This window comes from Mucilaginibacter mallensis, assembly GCF_900105165.1.
GTDB lineage: Bacteria > Bacteroidota > Bacteroidia > Sphingobacteriales > Sphingobacteriaceae > Mucilaginibacter > Mucilaginibacter mallensis.
In genome coordinates this window covers 4,851,919-4,878,665 of the sequence record NZ_LT629740.1, presented here as the reverse complement: position 1 = coordinate 4,878,665, position 26,747 = coordinate 4,851,919, and the positions used below count along the sequence as shown (strand labels likewise).

Below are 26,747 nucleotides of genomic sequence, written 5' to 3'. Positions count from 1 at the left end.
AACAGCAATACTCATATACCTATACCTAAGCTCTTAGAATGAAAAACAAAGATTTAACCAAGCAAAAGATTATTGATGCTGTAGGTGAAGTATTTAAAACTGAAGGACAAAAAGGCCTATACATTGTCCGTATTGCCAAAGAAGCCGGTGTAGACAGATCATTGATTTATCAATATTTTGGCAGAGATATTAAAAGGCTGATTGAAGCATATATCGTACAGAAGGACTACTGGTTGAAATTCTTTGAAAAGATAAATGAAGAAGTTGGTAAAAGAAATCATGAAGCAGGGAAAGATCTCATCATTGATGTTTTGCAAAAGCAATGGCAGTACCTTTCTACTGATATGGAAATGCAGCATTTAATCTTATGGGAGTTATCTGGCGATAGTGAGTTGATGAGAAGCATTCATAATACCAGGGAGCTTATGGCTGAACCTATACTCGAATTGGCCGATCAGAAATTTAAAGATACGATTGTGCAATTCAGACCTATTGCCGTATTATTATTAGGTGGTATTTATTATGCTAATGTACATTCCATTTACAATGGAAGCATCATCTGCGGTATGGATGTCAGATCAAAGGAAGGTCAGAAGACTTTACTGAAAGCCATTCAACAAATTATTGAATGGGCCTATGAGCATGCCGCCTAAAGAGTAGCGATTTTCAAGGATTTAACCTATAGATTCAGCGGTATGCTTTCAATATCATTAGTATTGATGTTCCCCAGATCGTCATCATAAAGAAAATCGTCGATAATAATTGTTCACCGTCTCCAGATTGTGCCGAAGTTTATTTTTTGAACTTTTACAATTAGCATATAAGCGCAATGAATAATCTTACTGACAAGTACCATCTTTCCGGGCTGGTCAGCAACCTTTTGATGGGGTCCTTTATTATTGACCATCTGAGTCCGTGTCAAATTTTAGATTTTCGACAGTTATTTGGCTTCCCATAACCAACTTGAAGTGTTAAAAATGAATTCATCATTCTCGTTCATAAAAATTTAAAGAACTTTCCAAATGATGGTTTCTTATAGATTCAGTTCTCAAATTGCAGTTATTATTTATAAGTCATTTTAAATTAATGCCCGTTATTTAAATAATCGTTTGATATCGACCAGTTCATGCTGTAGCGCGAGTAGGGCCAGTCCTGTCCTGGATTTGATCTGGTAGCGTTTGAACAGTGCATCCCGGTAGTTGTCAATGGTGTAGGGGCTGAGGTTCATCTGGTCGGCTATTTCCTTGTAGGTCAGTTCGGAGCAACAATGTGTCAGAAAGGTGGCTTCATTGGGTGAAAGCCCGGATTTAAAACTATCGCTGTTGGCATCGCCCTGTAGTGAACGGATCAGTTTCCCGCTGACCATTTCGTTCAGGTAATAGCTATGCTTATGGATCGTTTGTATGGCGCTCAGCAACTCCACGGGTTTGGATTCTTTCAGCAAATAGCCGCCTGCGCCGCAGCGGAGCATTCGGATGACCGGCTGGTCATCTTCGAACATACTTAATGCGAGCACTTTTACTTCCGGGTGATGGGTTTTCAGCCAGGAGGTACTTTCATAGCCGTCCATCAGGGGCATATTGATATCCATCAGGATGACTTGCGGTATGCCCACGTCGCTGATTTTTTGCCGGAGCTGGATACCGTTGGCCGCCTCAAACAGTATGGTGATCTCCTTGAATTCTGCCAGCAAACTGGCAATGCCCTTTCTGAAAAGGGTATGGTCATCGACTATAGCCACCGAAATCGTTTCATTTTCCATGATTTAAAGATAGGCTAAATGAATAATAATCGTTGTTCCTTCACCGGATACGGAATCAAACAGGGCTTTGCCACCGATGAGTTCCGTGCGCCGGGCGATATTTTGGAGGCCCATTCCATCGGCCTTTTTCACCGCTTCCTTGACATCGAACCCGCAGCCATTGTCGGCTACTGATAGGCTTAGGCCCCCCGGTTCCTGCGAGAGCTTTACCCGGATCTGGCTTGCCCCGGCGTGCTTGATCACGTTATTGAGGATTTCCTGAAATAGCCGGAACAGGATGATCTCTTTGTCTTTGGCCCTTGGATCTGTAATGATACCCCTGGGTTCCCAAAATAATTCGTAGCTGCCGGATTTATTCAACCATTCCAGTTCTGCCGAGATGGCGGCTTCCAGCCTTTGCCCGGGCAGTTCATGGCCATATAAGAGGTGAGAAAGCTGCCGGAGTTCCCTGATCGAGCGACTGGTCAACTGCTCGGCGGTATTGACCTTATCTTTTGTTTTTGCCGGGTCCGCAGGATCGATCGAGCTTAAGGTTACCCTGGTCAGACTGAGCAACTGACCGATATTGTCATGCAGGTCGGCAGCTACGGTTTGTAATGTCTGTTCCCTGACTTCCATCCGTGTCCGCAGCAGTTCGTGCTCGAAGTTTCGCTGTAGTAGCTTTTTTTCCTCCGCGTGCCTCTTTTTTCGTTTGTTGTACGCAAAAATAAAGATCATCATAAACAGCGGCGCGATCAGGAATATGGCCGATAGGATGACGATCAGGTTAAAGAGTTCCTTTGACGATATCTGCATAAAAAGGCGTACGACCAGCAGCCGTATAAAATTAGATTCAGTAGATTAAAAACCAAATAACGGATAGAGTGGTTGAACACGGCAATCCTGTCCTGACTAAGATAGTTAAAAAAAGTGTTGCAAACGGTGCTCCCGAAATAGAAGAACAGCGCGCCGCTGGCCCACCAGAATTCTGGGTAGGACCAGAGTTCCAGTAATTTTTCACCGGTAATCAGCAGGTAATAAAAATACAGGCTGAGCAGGACAAAGAAAACGGACATGAACGATGCGGTGGTATCTGCAAAATCAGCGGGATGGACATAGCAAAGTTCCACGATATAAACCGCAAAGAAAAGCGGGAACCAGGCTAGCAGCCAGTTGCTATTTTTTCCCAAAGATCGGAACAGGCATTTAAAGAAAAAAGAGAGATAGGCGCATTCAAACAGCAACAGGGTGTTGTACACCGGGTAATTCGGCTGGTGCAGGCAACGCCGTACGTAGATCCCTGTGCATTCGCCCAGGCAGGTCAGCGCCATATAAATGATCGCCAATCGCCAGGCCGGATCCTTATCCTTTGAAAGGAACAGGACCGCGGCAAGGAGACAAAGCAGTTCAGTGATGGTATTGAAGGTCAGAAAGATCATTGACCGGCGGGGATGAGGGTGGCGCCAATAGAATTACAATTGGCCGGTGGCGGGCACAGTTCGCCGCGGTTCTCAGGCGCGCTGACCACGATAAAACCTTTTGGCCCGGATTGCTGCGCTACACCGTTATAATAATCAACATGGTTCCCGCTGGCCGTGTCGAGCCGGGTAGAAACCATGACGAGTGTATTATGACGCCAGTAAATACGCTTTGGGGCCAGGGAATCAGTGCCCTTATAAGCCGGGTCATACGCGGCCATGTAAAACCGGATACCATCGCCTTTTTGGCTGGTGACGCTGTCCAGCAGGTGCCTCAGACGGCGCGCACTGAACCAGATGCAACGGGTGTTCTGCTGCTTTTTTCCGTCCGTGTTCAGCAGGCTGTCATGGTTGAAATCGGCATAATTGCTGACATAGCGTGTGGCCGTAGCGATGCTGACGGTGTCGCTGTCGGGAGTAGTGGATAATGCTGTTTTTGTGACGGTGGCGGCGTGCCTGCCGCAGGATGCCCACGCCATAGCTGCTACGGCGAAGAACAATAAGTTTTTGTTGAGTGACATAAGATCCAGATGAATTGACTACAAATTAAGAAATATTTCTTTACCGTTAGCAGGTTGTTTTTCACCTTTTTAACAGTGAAAAACCGGTAGCATAAAGGCGCTTTCCGGTCTTTTCCTGCATGGGCTTAATGCCCAGATTTGCTGTACAAATTAATTCACAATTAAATCTTTATGTTATGGCGATTCTAAGTTTACAAGGAAATATGGGGGGCAACCCTGTATGGAACAATCCTAACGTCTGGGCCGGTGACAGTGTCGGTAATCCTGTTACTCCCAAGGCGGGAAACCCCTGCTTTTTATGGGCAAGAGTATTTAACCTTTATAACGGTCCGGTCAATAATATTACGGTCAGCTTTTTTGTGTTGCTGCCTTCCGGAAATGGGTTATGGCCGCCCGAGGCGCACGGTACTAATGTGATCGGGCAGATCCCTGCAAATGGGAACGCTACTATTTACTGTTCTATTCCCTGGGTGCCGGACAGTTCCCAGTCCTCCCATCAGTGCCTGGTTGCGGTGGGTTATTGTGACGAATGCCCGCCGCCGCCAACCGTTCCGGGTACTCCTGTGAATGCGAACGATATACAGGTTGCCCAGCATAATGTTGATATACACCAGCTTTCGGCTGCCGAGACAACCGTACTGCGCCCTTTTGATATCAATGATACCGGGCATTCCGGTTATGTACAGATCAGCCGCGCGCCGCTGGCGGCGAACAGCAGCCTGCTGAGGACCAGGGGGATCCCTGCCGATATCCCAGAGGCACCAGGCGGAGAGCAGATCGGCCTGGCCGACCGTGTAACCGGCGAGGCACTGGGAGAAAAAGTAAGCTACCGGCCGGGTGAACGCTGGCAGCTGAATGCGGTGATCGATACGGCGCAGCGCGTCCCGGGTACTGCTGCCTTGTACCATGTCAGTTTTGTGGAAAATGGCAGTGTCATCGGCGGAGTGAGTAATATTATACTGCATTAGTCATTGCAGCAGTCAACAGCTTAAACCTTATCACTATGTATACCTTCAGATCTATGGCCCTGTTTATTGCGCTCTGTATTGCTGCGGATGCAGGCTACAGTCAGCAACACGGCAGCGGGCAACGCCTGATAAAGGCAGCGGTAACCGCTGCCTTTATTTCCGATACTACGGCTGTGGTCCTGGGGAAAAATTCCCAGGTCAGCGGGAAATTCGGTACGGCTATTGGCAATACGGATACGGTCAGTGGTGATTTTGCCACGGCAATCGGTTTGTACCTCAGGGTCTCCGGCAACGGTTCAGTGGCGATCGGGAACAGGAATGTCAATACCGGGCCGAATTCCATCAGTATCGGTTTGCTGGATAGCGCACTGAACAGCAGCGCCCTGGCATTCGGTGCGGGCAGTACCGCGTCCGGACGTTCGGCCATTGCTATCGGCGGCTTCTCCAAAGCCCGTGGGGACAATGCTACAGCTATCGGGAACGGTGTATCAGCAACGGGCCGCTTTTCGCTGGCTGTCGGCAAATTCCTGCAGGCAGGCGGGCTGAACAGCTTTGTGCTGGGCAATGGCCTTTCCGGCTCCCGCCCGCTGGTTAACAATATACCCAATTCTCTGTCTATTGGTTTTGGCAGTGAGCATCCCACCTTTTTTGTCGGCCCGGCTGACTCGCTTTCAGGACTGGGGAGGATAGGCATCGGCACGGACAACCCACAGGCGATGCTGGATATTAATGGCGATATAGCCATTGCCGGTCATAAAGTGATCGGGTTTGACGGAAGATGGCTGGGAGACACGACAGGCCTGCACGGCGCCCCAGGTATCAACGGCGCGACCTGGTACAGCGGTACCACGGCGCCGCAAACGGTCATTGGGTCGGTAAACGACTTTTACCTCAATACACTGACCGATAGTATTTATCATAAAGGCCCGGCCGGGTGGTTGCCGGTCGCCTATATTAAAGGCAGCGGCGGGCAGCCTGGTACGAATGGCAGTTCCTGGTTCATTGGCCCGGGGAACCCGGGGGCCTCGCTGGGCAGCCCGGGCGACTTGTACTTGAACACGGTGACTGATAGTGTGCTGGTGAAGCGTGACCATTGGCAGCCGGTGGCTTATGTCAGAGGGAGTTCGGGCATTAATGGCAGCACCTGGTACACAGGCCCGACCGTCCCTTCGCCGGAACTGGGTAATGAAAATGACCTTTACCTGAATACGGCGACCGACAGTATTTACCGTAAAAATAACGGTTGGCGAAGCTCCGCTTATATCAGGGGTAGTAAAGGCGATAAAGGGGACCGAGGTGATAAAGGCGATAAAGGTGACCAGGGGGATAAAGGAGACGAGGGGTCATGTTCGTGCACTGTGGCGGCTATTGCAGCCGCAGCAGAGGCGACCGCCGCCGCTGCCACAGCGACGGCCGCTGCCACTGAAGCAAGTGGGGCGGCAACCGAAGCGACTGCTGCTGCCGCTGAAGCAACTGGTTCGGCAGCTGAGGCATCCGGTTCGGCAACCAGGGCCGTAACATCGGAAACGAATGCCAAAACCTCTGAAACCAACGCTAAAACATCGGAAATGAATGCCAAGACTTCGGAGGAAAACGCGAAAACTTCAGAAACCAATGCGAAAGCTTCAGCCGATTCTGCTGCGTCATCGGCGGAGGAAGCCCGGCGCGCAGCAGATATTGACCTTGGCGGGGATCTCAGTGGAAAGCCTGGTAATGCGAGTGTTATTAAACTGCGGGGTAATGCGTTGGCTTCTACGGCTCCCTCGGAAGGAAATTTTTTAAAGTGGCTAAACGGCAACTGGACTCCTGCGAATGTGGATACCCTCCGGATCTTCGCTGGAAGTGGAATCAGGCTGGATGATGATACGGTAATCGCCCGGACCAATGAAGCGTTATGGAATGCAGGACAACTACAGGGTAATAAAATTTCGACCATCAGCCCCAAGAACAGGCAGGTATTGAAATGGATCAATAACCAGTGGACACCTGATTCCGGCAAACTGATCGCCGGACCGGGTATCCGCCTGAACGGGGATTCAGTAATCGCCCGTGTGGGCGAAGCTTTATGGAATACAAGGATGCTACAGGGCAGGCTGATCGATACGGCAGCACCGCTAAGCGGGCAGCTACTGCGCTGGAAGAATGGGCGCTGGCGTCCGGATTCCCTTTATTTAAAGGCAGGAAAAGGGATCCGCCTGAATAAAGACTCTGTTATTGCCCGGGTAAATGAACCTTTATGGAATGCCGGTCTCCTGCAGGGCTATGTCGTTGATACCTTGCGACCGCAGAAAAACCAGATACTGGCCTGGGGTGGCAGTAAATGGCGGCCTATAAACCCGGATTATGGCTGGGCGCTGGATTCTGTTAACCGGGACACCTCTAACCTGTACGCAAAGGTTAAAGGTAACGTGGGCATAGGTACAAATAAGCCGCTGGCTTTGTTCCATGTGCAGGGTGGCAGCGGAAACAGCAGTGACAGCGCCTTTGTGGTGAACCGTAAGGGCAATGTCGGGATAGGAACCACTAATCCTGATGAGAGGTTTAAACTTTCGGTTAACGGGGAGATCAGGGCGGTGGCCCTGACTATCGAATCCGGCTGGGCTGATTATGTATTTGACCGAAATTACCGGCTGCGACCACTCGGGGAACTCAGTCGGTATATAGAAAAGAACCGGCACCTCCCCGATATGCCATCCGAGCAGGAGATCAGGCAGACAGGGCTGAATGTCGCTAAAACACAGGAACTGATGATGGTCAAAATTGAAGAGCTTTCCCTGTATATGATCCAACTGAAAAAACAAAATGAGCAGCTCAAACGGGAAATCGGGCAATTAAAACGCAAAACAAGATGAAACAACAATGTGATCAGCTGCTCCGCCATGTTGCAGTTATATGCTTGCTGTTATTAAGCAGCCTGGCAGCTCAGCCGCAGTCGGTGGTCATCCACCATATCGATGTAGGCCAGGGCGATGCAACTTTTATCGTAGCGCGGGACGGTGCAGGCAATATCAGCCGGACCGTACTGATCGATGGTGGTCTGAAGCGCTGTGGCCAAACCATTATTAATTACCTTACAGGAACGCTGCATATCACACATATCAACGCGGTGATCGCCTCACATTATGATAATGATCATGTGGGCGGTCTCGCCGTGATCCTTACGAATGCCGTCGGTATCGTCATCGACAGCGTATTTGACCGGGGCGATATTTTGTTCCCGCATCCTGCCAAAGGCGCCGCCTACCGAACCGCAGCCATTGCCTACGGAAACCGGAGGGCTACGCTGATACCCGGTAAGTCACTGGTACTCTTTTACGATAATACCGGCGGTACGCACACCATCCAGTTGTCCTGTCTTTGTGTGAACGGCTCCGTCTATAATCCGAACGGCAATTTTAACGCGGTTAGCACGATTGCTAACCCGGACGAAAATGATCTTTCTACGGGTTTCCTGCTGACTTACGGGAAGTTTCGATACCTGACCTGCGGGGATATCGGTGGGAAGCACGGTCAGCAGGCGGGCACCTGCGCAGGTACCTATGGCTGTAATTTCGCTGATCTGGAAACAAATGTGATCGGCCAGTCCGGGCCCGTCAGCGCTTATAAGATAAACCACCATGGTAGCCGTTGTAGTACCAACGCCGCATGGGTCAGCGGTGCGAAAGCCGCTGTGGCCATCATTTCCAGCGGACGGAATGGGACCTATAAGCATCCGCGCCCTGAAGTGATCGCGCTGCTGCAGACTGATCCGGATATGCAGGCTTATTACATGACCAGCGAACAGGACTATTACCAGCGGCTCGGCAATAAGGGGGTGCTCAATAACCCTCACCAGCCCGCGATCGACCTGTCGGTACAAAAGGAAACCAATCATGTAGATATCACCACTACCTGCAACTTTAGCGTGGGCGCGCAGGTTTACACCATTAATTAAAAAGAATGAAAAAACTAACCGGATTGATCCTGCTTATTTGCGGGATCAGCGCCATGACCAGGGCGCAAACACGTATCAACATAGCATTTTTTTACACACCCGCAGTAGCTGTAGCATTAGGGCTCAACCAAATGAACGGCATCATTAACACAGAGGTTGGAAATATCGATTCGGCCTTCCGGAACAGTAATATCGATGGACTAGTGGTCAATAGCTGCAGCATGGGAATCGAACTACAGGAGGCAGGTTGCCTGCAAATACTGCTGGACAGCGCGGTCATTTCCGTCAACGGACCGTTCCGTCAGCTGAAAGAACTGCGGAAACTCACCGCCGCGGATGTGGTGGTGATCATCGCTAATTACCCCGGGCAGGGGGGCGTCAGCGGAAACTTCGGCGATTTTAACCAGGCCTATATCGTTGTGGATTACCGCTGTCTTGGCGCCAATTATTCCGTGGCCAGGGAACTGGGCTATCTGATGGGCTGCGGGAACCACGAAAGCCAGAGCGGTCGTTTCAATGATGCGGCCCCCTCGGCACGCGGCTATATTTATGTAGATGAAGATAATGCGGACAATAATTTTAATACGATCATGGCTTATACGGATGAACAGCCTTCTTATGATCAGCCGGACTTCAAAATGGCGCCATGCTGGTCAAACCCGGACGGGAGGGTTAACGGGCTTGCTACCGGGGACGCTGCGCATAATAACGCGGCGCAAATAAACAGTTACCTCCCGGAAATTGCGCTTTACAGTACCTATTATGGCATGTTATATGAGCAGAACCTGGTGTTACCCGCCTGGTCTTTTCAGAAACTGGGGAGTAAACGTAGACTCGTCATGGAGCAGGTGGTCATAGAAAAAGATTCGCAAACAGAAATAGATGCCAAGTTCATCAGGTTACAGCGTAATTTTGACGTCAAAAAGGGGGCAACGGTGCGTTTTGATTCCCAGCCTATAGAAATAGATAATCCTCAAGTTCCGTAGGCAAATATTATGGGCCCCCCACCTGAATTTTGAACTTATGGAAACAGGTTTATTAGGGCTGAAATAAATATCTCTCATACGCAATGAAGTTCATTTATTTAATTCTTGTGATTATTGGATAAATCACGGTAAATGCCCCCGCTCTAACAATTTAAGTTAGCAGTGTAAATGTACATTGTTTGATTGCGTCACACAAAATTTATTAAAAGTTTCTATGGATGTATTTTTTGTTAACATTTGATACACGTCTTAGTAATAAAATCTATATAGTGTTATAATTAAAAGTGGATTTTTCAGGACCAAGATATTTTAGATGAATTAATTACGCTAATAACACACACAATGCGTAACTTTAGTTATTAACTGGAAAATGTGACCCTATGAAGAAAAATATACTGCTTTTTTGTTTTATTCTTTTCAGTTGTTCGACACATAAACCTTTAATAAATAATACTGAAATATTACAAAATCATCCAAAACCTGTCAGGATATTCGGAATAGGCTATTGGCCGCCCGACTACATTATCTTAACCCTTGTAGACGCAAAAAATGAATATTTTGTTATCAAAACCAATCGTAGAGATGGCCTTAAGGTTGGAGATATTTGGGGACAATAATGTTAATGGCTACTTAGCGATCCGGTTTTTTTGAATAAATATTTGTATTCTTTTTAATTGGATTCGCACGAATTTCAACAAGTGAAGGCATCCGCTTAAGTGCGTTTGAAATAGAATTCCCTTTAAACTCCCATCCCATGTTCGAGAAGAAACGTTTAATCTCATTCGTTTCTTTAGGATTATTAAGAAAATTTGTTGATAACATTTACACTGCCGCACTACCCATTCCTCCCGATGTAATTACACTTTCAGGTATTCACCAATATTTTGCAATTCTATAAGAATCAGGATATTGAGACTAAACGGCAACTTATAAGTTCAATGTACCCCGAAAACCTATGCTTTGACGGAACCCAGCATCGAACTTTTTATTTGAGTGAATCTTTGTCGCTTATCTTGTTGATTAACAATAAATTAGATAGCATAAAAAAGGGGAAAAGTTGTGTTTTAACAACCTTTCCCCTCAAGTAGCCCGTAGGGGAAGCTTTTCGAACCCCTTTTTAGATGATTTAAGACTATTGGCCGCGCCCTAACTATTTGTAATATATTGATATTAAGTAAATTACGAAGAAATTACAAAAATATCATCATTGAAATTTACTTAACATAATATTGTTGTGAATGCTCAGTGTCCAGACTTCTTTTCTTGCAAGAAAGGAAGTAAAAGAACCGGGGAGATTTAGGACTTTTGAAATTCTGTTTCATAAAGTTCAAGTCTCGCTCCCAATCGACTTAAATCCTCCTTACTGGTCAATTTTTGAACTATTTCCTGGAAGATTTGCGTAAAATGGTGTTTTAGGAAAACAGTTCAAGAAGAGCACAAGGCATTACTCAATCTATCCGACGAATTGTTGTTATTTCTATAAGTTCGTTATCTTGGAATTAATCACGTACCAACTTTGGCCTAGCTTTAAAGACAACGTGATATCAAAGCCAAATGACTATTAAAATATATTGACTTCATTTTTGATTTTGATGATGTAATAATATATTTTGGTGAAGAAATTTAAACGAAAACAAATTGACGATGAGTGCTATAACCGAAGATATAATTAAGCACTTAAGGGTGTATATTATGGAGATGTTGACCACCCTGTTTCGGGCCAAATTGACCCAGGGGTTAGCTGACTTTTGGGTTGCAGCAAATGCTATAAAAGCATGTACAAAAATAGTTATTTAAAAGGTAATTTCATTAATGGCTGTTTTCTGGTTCAACATTACGTTTTCTTCTCATAGATTCTCCCTTTAACTCGATGCGGTGTGCATCATGAACGATCCGGTCAAGGATCGCATCAGCAACCGTTTTTTCACCGATCACTTCAAACCATTTGCTCACTGGCAACTGCGAAGTGATGATCAGCGAGGTCTTACCGTGCCTGTCCTCAATGATCTCCATTAGCGCAGCCCTGCTTTGTGCATCAAAAGGCTGGATACCAAAGTCGTCGAGTATGAGCAATTGCTGTCTTTCGATCTTAGCCAGCTCTTTCATGTAGGAGCCGTCCGCCTTGGCCATCTTCAGTTTAGCGAACAGTTTGGGTGTACTGGTGTACAATACCCGGTAGCCCAATACACAGGCCTGGTAGCCCACAGCAGAAGCAATATAGCTTTTACCGATACCGGTACTGCCGGTGATCAGCAGGTTCTCGAAGCGGTCAACAAACGTACAATCTGCCAGGCGCATGATCTGGTTGCGGTCGATACTTCGGTCGGCATGATAATGAACATCTTCAATTGAAGCTTTATAGCGGAACCGGGCATATAGGATCGTGCGTTCGATACGCCTGTTCTGCCGGTCGTCCCATTCTGCATCTACCAGGTGGGCCAGTAGTTCATCTGCCGTGTAATCGTTTGTTTTACCGGTTTCCATACTGCTTTTAAAGGCATGGAACATGCCGAAGAACTTCATCTTCCGCAGTTTGTCTAAGGTGCTTGTGTTCATGTTATTGTTGTTTTAAATGGTTATTTGTAATAGTCTTTTCCCCGGATATTACCATGATCAGGCATGGGTAGCTCATCGGCAAATATGCTTTCCTCATAGTTGTCCATCTTGTTTTCCAATATGGTTTGTATCGTTTTATAGCTATAAAGGCCATAACTGAGCCCTCGCTGACAGGCCATTATTAACCGGTCATTCCCTGCTTTTTTTGCAAAGCCAAGTACCCCCAGGCAGGATTTGTAAGCCTGTTCGGGGTGTTGTTTACGCTCCAGTATCTGAAGGATATATAGCCTGACATCCTCATGAATGGAGGCCGCCCAATTGAGGAACATATCTGGTGTCCAGTCACTTTTAAAGCGGTGAGCGCTGGCCATGTGTTCTTTGTCAGTAGTATAACCATAGGGGTTCTTTTCGCGCGGGTGCAAAGCGATACGCTCATAATTGGAGTAGATCTCTACAATAGTGCGGGAGTATAATAGCTTAACCCGCTTGCCGATGAAGCGATAAGGCACACTGTAATAGTGTTTATCAGGGCCGAGATTGACATGGCCATTCTTGATCACCCTGGCATAAAAGTGTTTTTTGAACTGGTAACGCAGGACAGGTAGCGGTGCCAGGGCCCCACGCTCGATCTCTTCAAACTGTAGTATCCTGCTATAATTGCGACCCTTAAGCAACTGGCTGTTATGGACTTCCAGGGCCTGCCAGATCGCTGTATTGAGTTCTGTTAAAGAATGGTAGACATGCTTGTTTAAAGGGGCGTATACCTTGGTATAAATGATCTTAACGGCACCTTCTACTAATGCCTTGTCACGCGGGCGGTACGCCCGCGCTGGTAGAATGGTAGTCCCATAATGGTCGGCGAAGTCTTCAAATGTTTCGTTAAGGGTTGGTTCATAGCGGCTGCTTTTGGTTACAGCCGCCTTCAGGTTATCCGGTACAATGGCGGCAGGAACGCCGCCGATAAAGTGCAGGGTATTCTCGCAGGCTGCGATAAAGTCTTCCTTTTGCTGGCTCATAACAGCCTCTACATAGGTGAGCTGACTGGCCCCAAGGATTGCTACAAAGACTTCTACTTCAATGACTTCACCGGTTTCCTTGTCCGTATAGCTCATCTTTTCACCCGCAAAATCAACGTATAGCTTGTCTCCGGCCTTGTGATCCATGTGCATGGTCGGGTTGACCCTGGTCTTCCATTGGTTGTAATACGTGCAAAACTGGGTGTACTTATAGCCGTCAGGAAACTCTTTGATATAGGCTTCCCACAGGAGTTGCCGGTTCATACCGGTCTTTTTGAGCTCTTTATCGACGTGCGGAAAGCAGCGCAGCATGGATTGCATACGGCTGCTTGGCTGGTTGTTTTCCCTGGTCTTGCCGAAAATATCTTCCAGTTCCTTATCATTCAGGCTATTAACTTCTTCAAAGGTAAAGCCGCTCTTCTTAAGGACGGCCAGGTACTTTCTTACGGTATTCCGGGATGAATCAATCTGGGCAGCTATAAATCGCGTGCTGCGACCCTGGCTGTTCATCCTTAAAATCTTTCTAATCTTACTCATGCTGATTGTCAAATTGGCCATCTTAGAACGGGTCTTTTGCCCTCAAAAGATGGTTGCTTCTACAGCATTTGCTACGAGTTTTGGTGGGTCAGTTTGCCCCGAAATACCATGGTCAGTTTGCCCCGAAACAGTGGGTCAGCTTGCGCCGAAATGGTGTGGTCTCATTCATCATAATCTCCACATAGGTAGGTGATTTATTCAAAAATAGCTAATCCACATAAGGAAAACCTAACTGAATATGACAAAGAATTAGAATTTGCAGATGTTTCACCGCTCGACATAGCGGAAGTTGAATAATAAATACTTAAATCTGCTTAATTGTATTTATACGGTTAGAGGCTAATTTTATAACTCTGGTGATTCCAAATTTAAATTTGGAGGCGATCCTTTCTTATAAAGCGAAGGGTTTGGAAACCTAATTATTCCAGAATACATCGAATGTGATTTTATTTGAATCTGATTTCGGTTTTCCACATGGGAAACCATTTCTTCGATTACCAGATCACAAACCTTCAATACACTAAAAAACTTCTTTTTGTCCATATCACTTGGAAAAGAAAAATGATGGATCATCCAATGCCTGCGCTCTATAACATCAGCCAACGCATTTCTCAAGGTACTTTTGTTGTATTTCTTTTTACTAAGAATTGAGTTCACATCTATATTAAGGTATTTTTTATAAGCATCGTTAACTTGGTTTAAATTTTGAAATGTATAATTGCCTGCTATTAATTCTTCTATACTTTTCGTTCCTTTCTGGATTTCTCTTAATTCGGCTACATTTAACAGATTCTTAAAATCTTTGATTTTAAAGTCTGCTATTAATTTTTGTGCTTTTTCGTCATATTTAATTAGCACTATAAACAACTCTTTTAAGAAATGTTCAATTACAGATACGGCAAATGGCAATAAGGAGTTATAAAGATAGATGTCCGGGTTGTTCTGAACCAACATTTGTTTTATGTGGGGATGGGCGGCGTTCTGTACAGCGAGTTCGAAAGGCTCATCGATTGTAGCTATTGTCGAATAAAGCTTGTTCAATTTATCCTTTAAACGTTCGTATAATTTTAGAATTCCTGATTCATACGGATGCAGAAATTCGGTTTTTTCAATAGGGATATATCGATTCTTACCATTGTGGTCGTTATAAAAATCACCGCCAAATCGTTTCTTGGCCGCCCGTATAAGTTGGTTTTGTTTTTGCTTATCATATGCACTCGCCCAAACCCTGGTTCTTGTATGGATTATGTAAGGAGTTGCGGCTACTTCATTTGCTATTGCTTTATTATCTATAATAACAGCCTCAACGCCATCAGCTGATTTATAGTCCTCGTAATCATACCATGCGTAATACAATGTACCTTTAGGAAAAGGATTCAAGAAATAAATCGTTTTGTAAAACCCCAAGGCTTCTATAAAAGCTTTTAATTCCGCTTTTGATGCATTTACAGGATAAAAGTCGATGACAATACTCATTTATCAGACAAAATAATGCAATTTTTATTAGAAAACATTAAGCAGTAGGCAAAGGAAAAAAGTTCTGAATGCATTACCGTATTTAATGTATTTTTATAGATTAACAAAAAGTTTATGAAATTTCTATCTGATTTATTAGACCTTAATAAAATTACTGCTAAAACAGCTTTCTTGGTTTTGATAGTATCAGTTTGCCTGCTGTTTTTACCGCCTGCCTTTTTATTAAAGCTTCAGATAGTAGATTTTAAAAAAGACTATGGAAAGTATTTCGGCTTTGCATTTTTAGCGTCAGCCGCGTTTTTATTAGTTGCCGTACTAAATTGGGCACAAGAAAAAATTAATGTTTTTTTTAGGAAACGCAAACAAGCGACCTACATCATCAAAGCTATTGAGAAAATGGATTTTCAAGAATTGGCGGTATTGAGAGAATTCTTCATTAATGCACAACAATCATTAGATATGCCGATTGATAACCCGGTAGTGGCAGGAATGTTGAACAAAGGTCTTCTTTACCAGTTGTCGTCGATGGGACAAATGTCGGCTGAGGGCCTGATGATGCCTGTCGCTATGCATCATTTACTAAAGGATAATCTTAAGCCAGAAAGCTTGGGCCTACCCCTAACTGAGCCTTCGCAAGAGGTCAAAAACGAGATTCTGGAAGCCCGCCCTAATTGGGCCAAATCACTCGCACGAAGAAAATTTAATAGCTGGTATTGAACTCCAGCCGTTACGAAAATCGTGATTTAGAGAATTAATTTTGTTTATTTCTACTCCCAATTTATACATCATCAGGCTTGTAACCAATCCTTTTACGCTGTTGTGGCTGATGCTTTTTGTCGATTAGTTCGTCAAGATAGCGGAATACGATTTCCATATTTTTATCTTGATTATCAAGCTTGCTTTTTATCTTTTCAATAGCTAACCAAACCTCGGTTTGTTCGGCATAGACCTCCCTCAATTTGACAAATACGTCTATAATCCTAATGCTTACCCGCACTGCGCTTTCGCTTTTAAGTACATTAGATAACATTAGGATGCCATGCTCACTAAACACAAACGGTAAATATTTGGAGTGTTCCCCTTTTCCCGAATTTAGATTTTGTGACCTTAAGATTTCGTTTTCCTCTTTCGTTAGTTCAAACATATAATGTTTTGGAAACCTATTTAGATTTCTATTTACCTGCTGCTTTAATTTTTTGGTTTCAGTACCATATAACTCTGCCAGGTCTTTATCAAGCATTACTTTTTGTCCTCTTATATAATATATTTTGTTCATGATGATTTCATCAGGTATCAATTGGTTTTCCATGATTTTGGTTATTTTAAGATGTAAGGTGTAATCTCTAAGGTCACAAAATGTGACCTTAGAGAGTTAAAATTAAATTCCTGCATAGTGCTGTTTAAGAGCGGCCATATCATGGCTAACCTTTAAATCCAATATTTTAGCATAGTGCTGTGTTGTCTTAATATTGGTATGGCCTAACATTTTACTGACCGTTTCAATCGGTACATTATTGGATAAAGTAACTGTTGTTGCGAAAGTATGTCTTGCCAAATGAAATGTTAAATGCTTCACTACATCGGATAAGTCTGCTATTTCTTTTAAGTAGGCGTTCATTTTTTGATTGCTTAATACTGGCAATAACAAGCCCTTATTTTCACATTGCGGGTGATCCTGATAGCGGTTTAATATCGTTAACGCTACGGGTAAAAGTGGTATTCTTGAAGATGTATCTGTTTTTTGCCTGCTTGTGAATATCCACTTATCACCGTCCATACCAATACCTATCTCGTTTCTCCTTAGTTTTTTAACATCGGCATAAGATAATCCGGTATAACAACAAAAGACAAAAACATCCCGCACCTGTACTAAACGTTCAACAACAAATTTTTTATTTGTGATAGCGTCCAGTTCCTGTTGTGTTAAATAAGTACGTTCTTTTGCTTTTGCAGAAGATTTGAAATTGATAAATGGGTTCTGCTTAAGCCAATTATTGGCAATGCAGTGATTAACAATTTTTTTCAGGTGCTTAATGTATTTGGCTGCCGATACTCCGCTAATTTTACACTCTGCTTTAAGGTAAAATTCAAAGCCCGTGATAAAAGCATGGTTCAATTGGCTAATTTCAATATCGGTTTTACCATATTCATTTTGCAAATAACCTGTAAGGTGTTTTTCAGAAGTATTGTACCCCTTTAATGTATTTGCCTCAAATCCATTGCCGATCAATGCTTTTACTTTTGCATTATGCTCGGTAAACAGTTGCATAAGGTAACGGCTCTTTTGAGTTTTACCTGTAAATTGGTTCAGCAAACTTTCGGTTGTTATGGTTTGGTTTGCATCAATCAACACCTGGTGCGCGTCCCTTACTTTACTTTGCAGGCTATCCAGATAATTGTTAAGGGACTTGATTTCTTCTTTTGTACCAATGGCACGCCCTGCCTGGCTGTTCCATTTGACGGGTTCGCATTCACGCCCGGCAGACATATCCGCACGTTTGCCGTTAACTGTAATACGCATGTAGATAGGCATTGCACCGCCTTTGTAGTTTTTTTGCTTTCTGATGTAAAAAAGCAGATGGAAATTACTTTTCATAATTACAAGCTTAAAAGTGAAACAAAAGTAAGTTTGTAATCTGCTTTTATCAAGATGTTCACTCGCTGAACAGGTTGATAATCAATTAATTAACGGCAATTCGGTGCGTAGTGCTTTTCCATTTAAGTACGCACCGAATTACGCTCATTTTTGTTGCGTTTTGGTGCATAATATGGTGTTTTGATGCCAACAAAAAACCCTGCAAATGTTTGATTTGCAGGGTTTTAGCATCTTTTGGTATTGTTTTCCGTAGCCCGTAGGGGAATCGAACCCCTGTTTCTAGAATGAAAATCTAACGTCCTAACCCCTAGACGAACGGGCCTTTTTTTGTTATTAAACTTCGGCCTTTCAACCAACCGCTTCCCTTATTTTGGGAATGCAAAGATATACGTTTAAAGAGAAAATTAAAATATTATTTAAATTTTTTTTAATTGTTTTTTTTGAGCATGTCCAAAATTACAATTGCCAAACAAAAACACGTTTGTTGCATTGTAGTTGTATTAATTATACCGTTATATTTATACACAATAAACCCTATACGATGAAAGCACTATGGAATAACCAGGTTATTGCCGAAAGCAATGATACTGTTGTTGTTGAAAATAATCATTACTTCCCGAAGGAAAGCGTAAATCAGGATTTTCTGAAACCATCTGATACACACAGTACTTGCCCGTGGAAAGGACTGGCATCATACTACTCTCTTGATGTGGATGGTAAACAAAATAATGATGCTGCCTGGTATTATCCCGATCCAAAGCCTGCAGCTGCTGAAATTAAAGATCATGTAGCGTTTTGGAAAGGTGTTAAAATAACGGATTAAAGCATGAAACAATACGATGCTATAGTTATTGGCGCTGGTCAGGCAGGTGTGCCATTGGCGAAAAAGTTGGCTCAGGCCGGTAAAAAAACTGCTATTATTGAAAAGCGTTTCATCGGTGGAACCTGTGTTAATGATGGCTGTACGCCAACCAAAACCTGGGTGGCATCGGCTAAGGCAGCTTATATGGCAGCGCATAGCGGTCCGCTGGGGGTAAAGGTTAAGGGGTATAAGATTGATATGCGCCAGGTAAAAAAGCGCAAAGATGAGATCGTAATGCGCTCGCGCATGGGCGGCCAGCATGCTATCGAAAAAACCAAAAATCTGGATCTTATTTTTGGCGAAGCCACTTTTACTGCTGAGAAAACGTTATCAGTTAAGCTTAACTCCGGCAATACACAGGTGGTAAAAGCCGACTGGATCTTTATCGATACAGGTGCAAAAACATTGATCCCGGAGATTGAAGGATTGAAGGATATCGAATATCTTACTTCAACTACCATACTCGATCTGGATAAAGTGCCCGATCATTTACTGATCGTAGGTAGTAATTATATCGGGATGGAGTTTGGGCAGATGTTTGGGCGATTTGGCAGCAAGGTAACTATGCTGGAGAAGGCACAACGCATATTAAGCAGGGAGGACGCGGATATTGCCGAAGCCATGCATAAAATAATGTTATATGAAGGAATCACTATTCATACCGATGCGCAAACTACCGCTTTCCGCAAAACTAAAAAAGGGAATATAAAAGCTACCGTTACAATTGCAGGCAAGGAGGATACCATAACCTGCACGCATGTGTTGCTGGCCATTGGCCGTGTACCGCAGTCGGCTGCTTTAGATTTGGATAAAACCGGTGTTAAGGTTGATGAAAAAGGCTATATAAAAGTTAATGATAAGCTGGAAACCAATGTAAAGGGTATTTATGCTTTGGGCGATGTTAAGGGCGGCCCGGCGTTTACGCATATTGCATATAACGATTATACCATTGTTTACCGCAACCTGATCGAGAATGCGAAGCTCACCACTAAAGATCGCCCGGTGCCTTATTGTATGTTTACCGATCCGGAACTGGGGCGTGTGGGCATCAGCGAGGAGGAAGCTAAAAAGCAGAAACTGAACGTTAAAATTGCTAAATTGCCTATGGCGCACGTAGCCCGGGCGATAGAAAATGGTGATACCCGTGGATTTATGAAGGCCGTGGTTGATGCGGATACCAAAAAGATATTAGGCGCGGCTGTTTTAGGCAGCCAGGGTGGCGAGATCATGACGGTATTGCAGATGGCTATGGAAGGTGGGATTACTTACGATCGTATCCGGTATTGCGTATTTGCACACCCTACGTATTCCGAATCGCTGAATAACCTGTTTATGCCACTTGAACCCTAGGCGCTCTGTATGATAAAGGTTGAACATCTAAGCAAACACTTCGGCAAGGTAAAGGCGGTGGATGATATTTCTTTCGAGGTGGCTGAGCATGAAACGCTCGTGCTTTTAGGTACCAGTGGTTGCGGTAAAACCACTACCCTGAAGATGATTAACCGGCTGATAGAGCCTACGCACGGCAAGATATTCATCAACAATAAAAATATTCTTGACCAGCAACCTGAAGTTTTAAGGCGGGGCATAGGCTATGTGCTGCAAAATAACGGCCTGTTTCCGCATTATACGGTGGGGGAGAACATCGCTATTGTGCCGCAATTATTAAAGTGGGATGTGAAAAAAATACAACACCGCGTTAGCGAATTGCTGGAAAAGCTGCATCTATCTAATGATTATTTAAATGTTTACCCAAATGAACTAAGCGGTGGCCAGCAGCAAAGGGTAGGGCTGGCCAGGGCTTTAGTGGCCAACCCGCCGGTGTTGTTGATGGATGAACCTTTCGGCGCGCTGGATAACGTGACCAAGGCAAAGATCCATGCAGAATTTAAGGCGTTGGATGAACTGAAAAGAAAAACCATCATCATGGTTACCCATGATGTACAAGAGGCCTTTGAACTGGGCGACAGGATCTGCCTTATGGATGCAGGAAAGATAGTACAAACGGGCGTTCCCACAGAACTGCTGTTCAAACCCAAAAATAATTTTGTAAGAGATTTCCTGAACGAACAAAGATTGGAATTGGAATTCAAGGCGATCAAGCCCCCCCCGCCCCCTGAAGGGGGAACTTTTGAATTGCATGGTAAGGCTTTGCCTTCTGATGCAAGTTTGTGGTGGTTTTTGGAGCAATTGAAATTTACGGAAGGCGAAAGTATCTTCATTTTCGATCATCAACATAAAAAGGTTGGCGAATTAAGGTTTGAGGAATTAATGTCGACATTCTATCAATATAAAAAGGAGCAGCGGCATGAATGATCAGCAACAGACTTTGTGGCAGTTTATGCAGGAGCAGAGCGATAAGCTGCTTACCCAAACGTTGGAACATATCGGGTTAACGTTTATCTCCTTGTTTTTGGCGATATTAGTTGGTTTGCCCTTGGGGATACTCATCGCCCGGAAGAGGAAATTATCCGGTTCGGTTTTAGGGATTGCAGGCATATTGCAAACCATACCGAGCATTGCCTTGCTGGGCTTTATGATCCCGCTATTGGGTATCGGCCCCAAACCTGCCATTGTAGCGCTTTTATTGTACGCGCTATTGCCTATCATCCGTAATACTTATACCGGTATTACAGGCGTTGATGCTGCCGTTAAAGAAGCCGCCACAGCTATGGGTATGAGCCAATGGCAAATACTATTTAAGGTTGAATTGCCGTTGGCTATGCCCGTGATATTAGCTGGAATCCGCACTGCTACGGTGATAACGGTTGGCGTGGCTACACTGGCGTCATACATTGCCGCGGGTGGCTTAGGGGAGTTTATTTTCGGCGGGATATCGCTTAATAATACCAATATGATTTTGGCAGGGGCTATACCTGCAGCTTTGTTAGCAATCATTTTTGATTTTTTGCTGTCGAGAGTGCAAAACCTCAACCTAAAAAAAATAAATACGGCTACTAAAGTATTGCCGCTTATATTGATCGTACTGGCATCCTTTTACCTTATTCCATCGGCTTATGGCAGCAAGCTTACCGCCGGTTTTACGCCGGAGTTTATGGGCAGGCAGGATGGTAACCTCGGATTAAAAAGCAAATACGGGCTAAAGATCCACACCATCGTCATCAGCGATGCCGTAATGTATAAGGCGGCGTATGAAAAGCAACTGGATGTGATCAGCGGCTACTCCACTGACGGCCGTTTAAAGGCCTATGGCCTGGTAGTATTAAAGGATGATAAAGGGATATTTCCGCCCTATTATGCCGCGCCGATTGTTAGGGACGAGTCATTAAAACAGTTCCCGGAGTTGGAAAAAACACTGAATCTACTATCGGGCAAAATTAATGATACAGTGATGACGGAATTAAATTACCGAACCGACTATCTTCACCAAAGCCCGGAGCGGGTAGCAAAGGATTTTCTGGTTTCGCAAAATTTATGGAAACCGGAAAGAGGGGGTAAGGATGGTGTTGTTCGCATCGGGTCAAAGATTTTTGGTGAACAATATATCCTGGCAAATATGTACAGCATGCTGATAAAGGGTTATACCGATTATGATGTATCAACCAAAACTGGCCTCGGCGGTACAAAAATTTGTTTTGACGCGCTCACCAATAACCAAATAGATTTTTATCCCGAATACACAGGCACTGGCTTGCTGGTAATATTGCAGCCACCAATAAAAACAATTAACTTAGTAGAAGCCAGTAAGGAAAAGACCTACGATTACGACAAACAAGAGTTTGAAAGCCGTTACCACATTAAATGGTTGCAACCCATAGGTTTTAACAATGCTTATGCTTTAATGATGCGGCAAAAACAAGCAAAGGATTTGAATGTTAAGACAATAACAGATCTGAAAAATTATCTCGAAAGGAAATAATCATGGAAACAGCCACATATACCGAACAACTAACTCTTGCTGAACGATATATAAAGGTGCGTAAGCATACCGAAAAGATCTGTGCCCCGTTGCAAACGGAGGATTACGTGGTGCAGCCTGTGGTGGATGTTAGTCCCCCTAAATGGCATATTGGCCATACCACCTGGTTTTTTGAAACTTTTATCCTGAAACCCTATTTTATGGGTTACCAGGAATATAACGCGGAGTTTAACTACGTGTTCAACAGCTATTATGAAACGGTAGGCAACCGCGTTATCCGTACCGACAGGGGTAATTTAAGTCGCCCAACGGTTATTGATATTATGCGCTACCGCGAGTATGTGGATGATGCCATGAACAAGTTTTTGTGCGAAGAACCATCCGAAGAAGTTAAAGAACTGCTGGTACTCGGTTTTAACCATGAGGAGCAGCACCAGGAATTGTTGTATACCGATATTAAATACATTTTAGGTCATAATCCTTTGTTCCCGGCATATTCACATGAGTATCATTCGCCCAAAGTTGAAAAAACCGACGAGGATTTTATTATGATGGATGAAGGTATTTATGAGATAGGTTTTAATGGTGATGGCTTTTGTTTTGATAATGAACTGAACCGCCATAAAGTTTACTTAAATGCCTATGAGATAAGCCCCGATCTGGTTACGAATGCCGAATACCTGGAGTTTATCAATAGTGGTGGCTACCATGATTTTCGCCACTGGCATGCTGAGGGCTGGGATTGGGTGAATACTAACAAAGTTGAAGCACCGCTATACTGGCATCTGATACATGGTGAGTGGTATAACTATACTTATAACGGATTGGAGCCTGTTGAAATGAAGCAACCGGTTTGCCATATCAGCTATTTTGAGGCTTATGCCTTTGCCGCATGGAAAGGTATGCGCCTGGCAACTGAATTTGAATGGGAAGCTGCATCAGCGCAATTTGGCTGGGGTAAAAGCTGGGAGTGGACCGAGAGCTCATACCTGCCTTACCCGGGTTTTGCCAAAGCGCCGGGGGCAATAGGTGAGTACAATGGTAAGTTTATGGTGAATCAAAAAGTGCTGCGTGGCGCATCGGAGGTTACATCGCCGGGTCATAGCCGTGCAACATATCGCAATTTCTTTCAAACACATCTGCGCTGGCAATTTACTGGCATAAGACTTGTAAGGTAATTCGTCTCATCAACCTATTAAATATGAACACTGCATTTTTACAAAGTCTGATAAAGGAAAAAAAGCCAGTTAAAACCGACCAGTTTTATAAGGATGTAGTTGTCGGCCTACAATCGACGCCGAAACGCTTAAACTCCATGTATTTTTATGATGCTAATGGGGATAAGCTTTTCCAGGAGTTAATGGCTTGCGAGGAATATTATCCAACCAATTGCGAGCTGGAAATTTTCACAGAGCAAACAGCAGGACTTGCCGAAGCTATTATGGCAGGCGGTGATGCCTTCGACCTGATTGAGTTGGGTGCAGGTGATGCTATGAAATCAACCTATTTATTGAAACATTTGGTGGAGCAAAAGGCTGATTTTACCTATTTGCCGATTGATATATCAGACAACGTAATCACCTTTTTACACGCGACATTACCCGCAGCACTGCCAGGTATTAAAATAATCGGTTTAAACGGCGAGTATTTCGATATGTTGAAAAAAGCGGCATCGATCTCAAAAAGGCGCAAGGTAGTATTATTTTTAGGATCGAACATTGGCAATATGCCGGTGAGCGATGCGGAGAATTTCTGTAAGGAACTACGTAAAAATCTTTCGACAGGGGATATGGTGTTGATGGGTATCGACCTGAAAAAGAACCCCAAAACCGTGTTGGCAGCTTACAATGATAAAGAGGGTATTACCAAACGGTTTAACCTGAACTTGCTGGAACGCATAAACCGCGAGCTGAATGCCGATTTTAATTTAACACAGTTTGATCATTACCCCATATACGATCCTGAAACGGGTGCTTGTAAAAGTTATTTAATTAGTTTGACAGATCAGCAGGTGAAGATCAATGGTAAAGCAGATATTCACTTTTTTAAGGATGAATACATCTACATGGAGATTTCGCAGAAATACTCGGTAATGCAAAGTAACCAAATGGCAGATGTAGCAGGCTTTAAGCCGCTGAATATATTTTTTGATAGTAAGAAATGGTTTATTGATGCTATTTGGTTAGCGGAGTAAAATGCAACTTATATACTCGCCTCTACCGCCCGTTCAAGCGTCCACGCTTGAATGTTGGTTTTTGTAAGCGTCCACGCTTACGTTGCTATTAAAATAAAATGATTTTGAAGGACTTTTAGCGTGGACGCTAAAAGTCTTTTTGCGTTCAAGCGTGGACGCTTGAACGGGCGGAGAGATTTTTTTATTCCTTGTAGTTTCACTATTTTTATCACATGAGCCTGTCCGCTGAATTGAAAATTTATCTTGATGTCAATTTCAAAGGGCTTAAATTATTTCGACCATTATTCTTTGCCGGGGCTTTCGGATTGAGATTTGATTTACAGGATGCAGTTCTGGAAACATCTGAAGATGCTTATTTTGAAGAAGTAGTAAGACGGATGGATAAAATACATGCGATAACTACAACCGAAAATGATGATATATTACTGTTGTATCGAAAAGATACTTACAAGCGAAGAAAAATCAGATTAGCTAATTATTTATTTAAACAAATAAGTAAAAATGCAACAATTGAGCTTAAAAGAAGAAGAACGCCTTTTTACGACTATGAAGGTGTAAATGCTTCAGTGCGATCTTGTCAGGTATTAATTAAAGACAGTGTAAACAATATAAACTTTCATAATCTTTATGTAGCAATATCAAATATGGATTTTGGAAGAAGCCCGGTTTTAGAGGATAGAGAAGGAGAGCTTTATATCATCAACCTTACAAGAAATACTGTTACTATTATGTATGATGATCGCGGATGTGATATAATATCATATGATGTTAGTCTGTTAAAGGAATATTATAACCAGCTTTCAGATTTGATCTTAGAAGTTAATCGACCAGAAATAATTAATAAACTGAATATCATTTAGCGCAAGTCTTGTGCGGCTGTTTGTGTGATGATGACTTGTGATATTAAGATTAAGAAGCACAAGTCAGCCATTTCTCTATTCTCACACACAAGACTTGCGCTAAATGGGGAAGGCCAAGTGCGATTCCCCTCTTGAGAGGGGTGGAGGGGTGTGTCCTTTCTTCAACAAGCCTGGCGCACAAACACACCCCTGCCACTACTCATTCCTTCGCACCCCCTCTCAAGAGGGGAATTGAAAAAAAGCAGGCCAAAACTAAAAAAGGAGGCCCTAAAGCCTCCAATTCTTCTCACTCAATCTAACCAATAGATATCTTTATATCAAAGCAGCAGCGGGTTAAGCGCTGAGTCGATTAGCTCGCCTATGGGTTTGCCCATGAGCCATTTGTGGTGATCGTTTTTCTGCCATTCGTTTTTGTAGGGGGTAACGTGCGCGCCATCGGCAATGTAGATGATGGTCATTACCTCGCGCATTTTGTTGGAGTTATTGCCCGGTGCGTTGTGTATGGTAAAGCCACGGTGCCAGGTAGCATCGCCGGCTTTCATGGTTTGCGCTCTGCTTATTGGGAATTGCTTGTCATTCACATAATCATCAAACGCGCTTTCCGATTCATCAGAGATCTCATGATCGAATATCGCCCCATTGGTATAGGAGCCAGATGCGAACGTGAGCATGCCCATATCCACATCAATATCAACCAGCGGCATCCACATGGTAATGGTGTTATTGGTATCTATGGGCCAATAATACTGATCCTGGTGCCATGGGGTTGGGCCGCCACCGGCTTCTTTAAACAAGGCCTGATCGTGGTATAGGCGTACATTTTCTACACCCATCAGGTCGGCGGCCATTTTTGCGAGGCGTTTAGCCAGCACAAATTGCTTTACCTGTTCATCAGCTTGCCATAGGTTCATGATCTGCAGGAATGCTTTGCCGTAGGTATCCCTGTCCTGTAGTTGGCGTTTTTCGGTATTATATTTATCAGCCGCAGCAACTATTAGCGGGCGGTAAGCGTCTATTTCAGCGGTTGATAACACCTCTTTGACAAGTGTATGACCTTTTTCACGGAACTCCCTGATATCAGCATCAGGCAGCTTCTTGAAGTCGTTTAACTGAGGCAAATGTGCAAGTGTTGTATCCATTGT

The 26,747-nt window shown here is 44.0% G+C and carries 23 protein-coding genes, 1 tRNA gene and 1 pseudogene; 14 read left to right on the top strand and 11 right to left on the bottom strand.

Annotated elements, in window-relative coordinates; all coding sequences use genetic code 11:
- Window positions 1–38 precede the first annotated feature (38 nt).
- Window positions 39–653: a TetR/AcrR family transcriptional regulator gene (locus BLU33_RS19940; RefSeq protein ID WP_091377286.1), complete on the top strand. Its 615-nt coding sequence runs from the start codon at window positions 39–41 to the stop codon at window positions 651–653.
- Window positions 654–1,093: 440 nt separating this feature from the next.
- Here BLU33_RS19940 and BLU33_RS19935 read toward each other — a convergent pair whose 3' ends face one another.
- The 4 genes from BLU33_RS19935 to BLU33_RS19920 are packed head-to-tail and all read right to left on the bottom strand — an operon-like array spanning window position 1,094 to window position 3,740.
- Window positions 1,094–1,762 (bottom strand): response regulator transcription factor, encoded by a 669-nt coding sequence (locus tag BLU33_RS19935; protein ID WP_091377283.1) that lies wholly within the window; start codon window positions 1,760–1,762, stop codon window positions 1,094–1,096.
- A 3-nt stretch (window positions 1,763–1,765) separates the two neighbouring features.
- Window positions 1,766–2,557: a sensor histidine kinase gene (locus tag BLU33_RS19930; RefSeq protein ID WP_091377281.1), complete on the bottom strand. Its 792-nt coding sequence runs from the start codon at window positions 2,555–2,557 to the stop codon at window positions 1,766–1,768.
- Window positions 2,524–3,180 carry a hypothetical protein gene (locus BLU33_RS19925; protein WP_091377279.1) on the bottom strand — a complete coding sequence of 219 codons (657 nt, stop codon included), beginning with the start codon at window positions 3,178–3,180 and terminating at the stop codon, window positions 2,524–2,526. Before BLU33_RS19925 ends, BLU33_RS19930 begins: the two co-directional genes overlap by 34 nt.
- Complete coding sequence (locus tag BLU33_RS19920; protein WP_091377276.1) at window positions 3,177–3,740, bottom strand: hypothetical protein; 564 nt, start codon at window positions 3,738–3,740, stop codon at window positions 3,177–3,179. The genes BLU33_RS19925 and BLU33_RS19920 overlap by 4 nt, the downstream gene beginning before the upstream one ends.
- Window positions 3,741–3,916: 176 nt before the next feature.
- On the opposite strand from BLU33_RS19920, the gene BLU33_RS19915 reads away from it, so the two are divergent.
- The 5 genes and pseudogenes from BLU33_RS19915 (at window position 3,917) to BLU33_RS19900 (ending at window position 9,628) form a co-directional block, all read left to right on the top strand.
- On the top strand, window positions 3,917–4,708 hold the full coding sequence (locus BLU33_RS19915) for a hypothetical protein (RefSeq protein ID WP_157682269.1): 792 nt from the start codon (window positions 3,917–3,919) through the stop codon (window positions 4,706–4,708).
- Between the two features lie 35 nt (window positions 4,709–4,743).
- A pseudogene (locus BLU33_RS25715) lies at window positions 4,744–5,196 on the top strand (hypothetical protein); the annotation flags it as partial.
- Window positions 5,197–5,424: 228 nt separating this feature from the next.
- Entirely contained in the window at window positions 5,425–7,560 is a 2,136-nt protein-coding gene (locus BLU33_RS19910; RefSeq protein WP_232009333.1) for a hypothetical protein, read from the top strand.
- Window positions 7,557–8,642 (top strand): ComEC/Rec2 family competence protein, encoded by a 1,086-nt coding sequence (locus BLU33_RS19905; RefSeq protein WP_091377269.1) that lies wholly within the window; start codon window positions 7,557–7,559, stop codon window positions 8,640–8,642. The genes BLU33_RS19910 and BLU33_RS19905 overlap by 4 nt, the downstream gene beginning before the upstream one ends.
- A 5-nt stretch (window positions 8,643–8,647) precedes the next feature.
- Window positions 8,648–9,628: a zinc metalloprotease gene (locus tag BLU33_RS19900; protein WP_091377267.1), complete on the top strand. Its 981-nt coding sequence runs from the start codon at window positions 8,648–8,650 to the stop codon at window positions 9,626–9,628.
- 1,809 nt (window positions 9,629–11,437) lie between these two features.
- Here the strand turns inward: BLU33_RS19900 and istB are convergent.
- The 3 genes from istB to BLU33_RS19875 form a co-directional block, all read right to left on the bottom strand.
- Window positions 11,438–12,184 (bottom strand): IS21-like element helper ATPase IstB, encoded by a 747-nt coding sequence (istB, locus tag BLU33_RS19885; protein WP_091369152.1) that lies wholly within the window; start codon window positions 12,182–12,184, stop codon window positions 11,438–11,440.
- A gap of 20 nt (window positions 12,185–12,204) precedes the next feature.
- Window positions 12,205–13,737 (bottom strand): IS21 family transposase, encoded by a 1,533-nt coding sequence (istA, locus tag BLU33_RS19880; RefSeq protein ID WP_232009318.1) that lies wholly within the window; start codon window positions 13,735–13,737, stop codon window positions 12,205–12,207.
- Window positions 13,738–14,082: 345 nt separating this feature from the next.
- Window positions 14,083–15,213, bottom strand: a complete 1,131-nt coding sequence (locus BLU33_RS19875) for a hypothetical protein (RefSeq protein ID WP_091377257.1) — start codon at window positions 15,211–15,213, stop codon at window positions 14,083–14,085.
- A 114-nt stretch (window positions 15,214–15,327) separates the two neighbouring features.
- Between BLU33_RS19875 and BLU33_RS19870 the strand changes: the two genes are divergently transcribed.
- On the top strand, window positions 15,328–15,930 hold the full coding sequence (locus BLU33_RS19870; protein ID WP_091377253.1) for a super-infection exclusion protein B: 603 nt from the start codon (window positions 15,328–15,330) through the stop codon (window positions 15,928–15,930).
- Between the two features lie 61 nt (window positions 15,931–15,991).
- Here BLU33_RS19870 and BLU33_RS19865 read toward each other — a convergent pair whose 3' ends face one another.
- The 3 genes from BLU33_RS19865 to BLU33_RS19855 form a co-directional block, all read right to left on the bottom strand.
- On the bottom strand, window positions 15,992–16,522 hold the full coding sequence (locus tag BLU33_RS19865; protein ID WP_091377250.1) for an ORF6N domain-containing protein: 531 nt from the start codon (window positions 16,520–16,522) through the stop codon (window positions 15,992–15,994).
- Window positions 16,523–16,591: 69 nt separating this feature from the next.
- Entirely contained in the window at window positions 16,592–17,809 is a 1,218-nt protein-coding gene (locus BLU33_RS19860) for a site-specific integrase (protein WP_091377248.1), read from the bottom strand.
- A 250-nt stretch (window positions 17,810–18,059) separates the two neighbouring features.
- A tRNA-Glu gene (locus BLU33_RS19855) sits at window positions 18,060–18,131 on the bottom strand.
- A 219-nt stretch (window positions 18,132–18,350) separates the two neighbouring features.
- On the opposite strand from BLU33_RS19855, the gene BLU33_RS19850 reads away from it, so the two are divergent.
- From BLU33_RS19850 to BLU33_RS19820, 7 genes are all read left to right on the top strand, one after another.
- Window positions 18,351–18,632: a DUF427 domain-containing protein gene (locus tag BLU33_RS19850; RefSeq protein ID WP_091380817.1), complete on the top strand. Its 282-nt coding sequence runs from the start codon at window positions 18,351–18,353 to the stop codon at window positions 18,630–18,632.
- A 3-nt stretch (window positions 18,633–18,635) separates the two neighbouring features.
- Complete coding sequence (locus BLU33_RS19845) at window positions 18,636–20,021, top strand: mercuric reductase (RefSeq protein ID WP_091377245.1); 1,386 nt, start codon at window positions 18,636–18,638, stop codon at window positions 20,019–20,021.
- A 9-nt stretch (window positions 20,022–20,030) separates the two neighbouring features.
- Window positions 20,031–20,987, top strand: a complete 957-nt coding sequence (locus BLU33_RS19840) for an ABC transporter ATP-binding protein (RefSeq protein ID WP_091377242.1) — start codon at window positions 20,031–20,033, stop codon at window positions 20,985–20,987.
- Window positions 20,980–22,551, top strand: coding sequence for an ABC transporter permease/substrate-binding protein (locus BLU33_RS19835; RefSeq protein ID WP_091377239.1), 1,572 nt, complete (start codon window positions 20,980–20,982; stop codon window positions 22,549–22,551). Before BLU33_RS19840 ends, BLU33_RS19835 begins: the two co-directional genes overlap by 8 nt.
- 2 nt (window positions 22,552–22,553) lie before the next feature.
- Entirely contained in the window at window positions 22,554–23,729 is a 1,176-nt protein-coding gene (gene egtB / locus BLU33_RS19830) for an ergothioneine biosynthesis protein EgtB (protein ID WP_091377235.1), read from the top strand.
- Window positions 23,730–23,752: 23 nt separating this feature from the next.
- Entirely contained in the window at window positions 23,753–24,745 is a 993-nt protein-coding gene (locus BLU33_RS19825) for an L-histidine N(alpha)-methyltransferase (protein ID WP_091377232.1), read from the top strand.
- Between the two features lie 212 nt (window positions 24,746–24,957).
- The gene (locus BLU33_RS19820; protein WP_091377230.1) at window positions 24,958–25,605 is read left to right on the top strand and encodes a DUF3885 domain-containing protein; all 648 of its coding nucleotides are present in this window, start codon (window positions 24,958–24,960) and stop codon (window positions 25,603–25,605) included.
- A gap of 317 nt (window positions 25,606–25,922) precedes the next feature.
- Here the strand turns inward: BLU33_RS19820 and BLU33_RS19815 are convergent, their stop codons facing one another.
- Window positions 25,923–26,744 (bottom strand): phytanoyl-CoA dioxygenase family protein, encoded by an 822-nt coding sequence (locus BLU33_RS19815; protein WP_091377227.1) that lies wholly within the window; start codon window positions 26,742–26,744, stop codon window positions 25,923–25,925.
- Window positions 26,745–26,747: the final 3 nt, after the last annotated feature.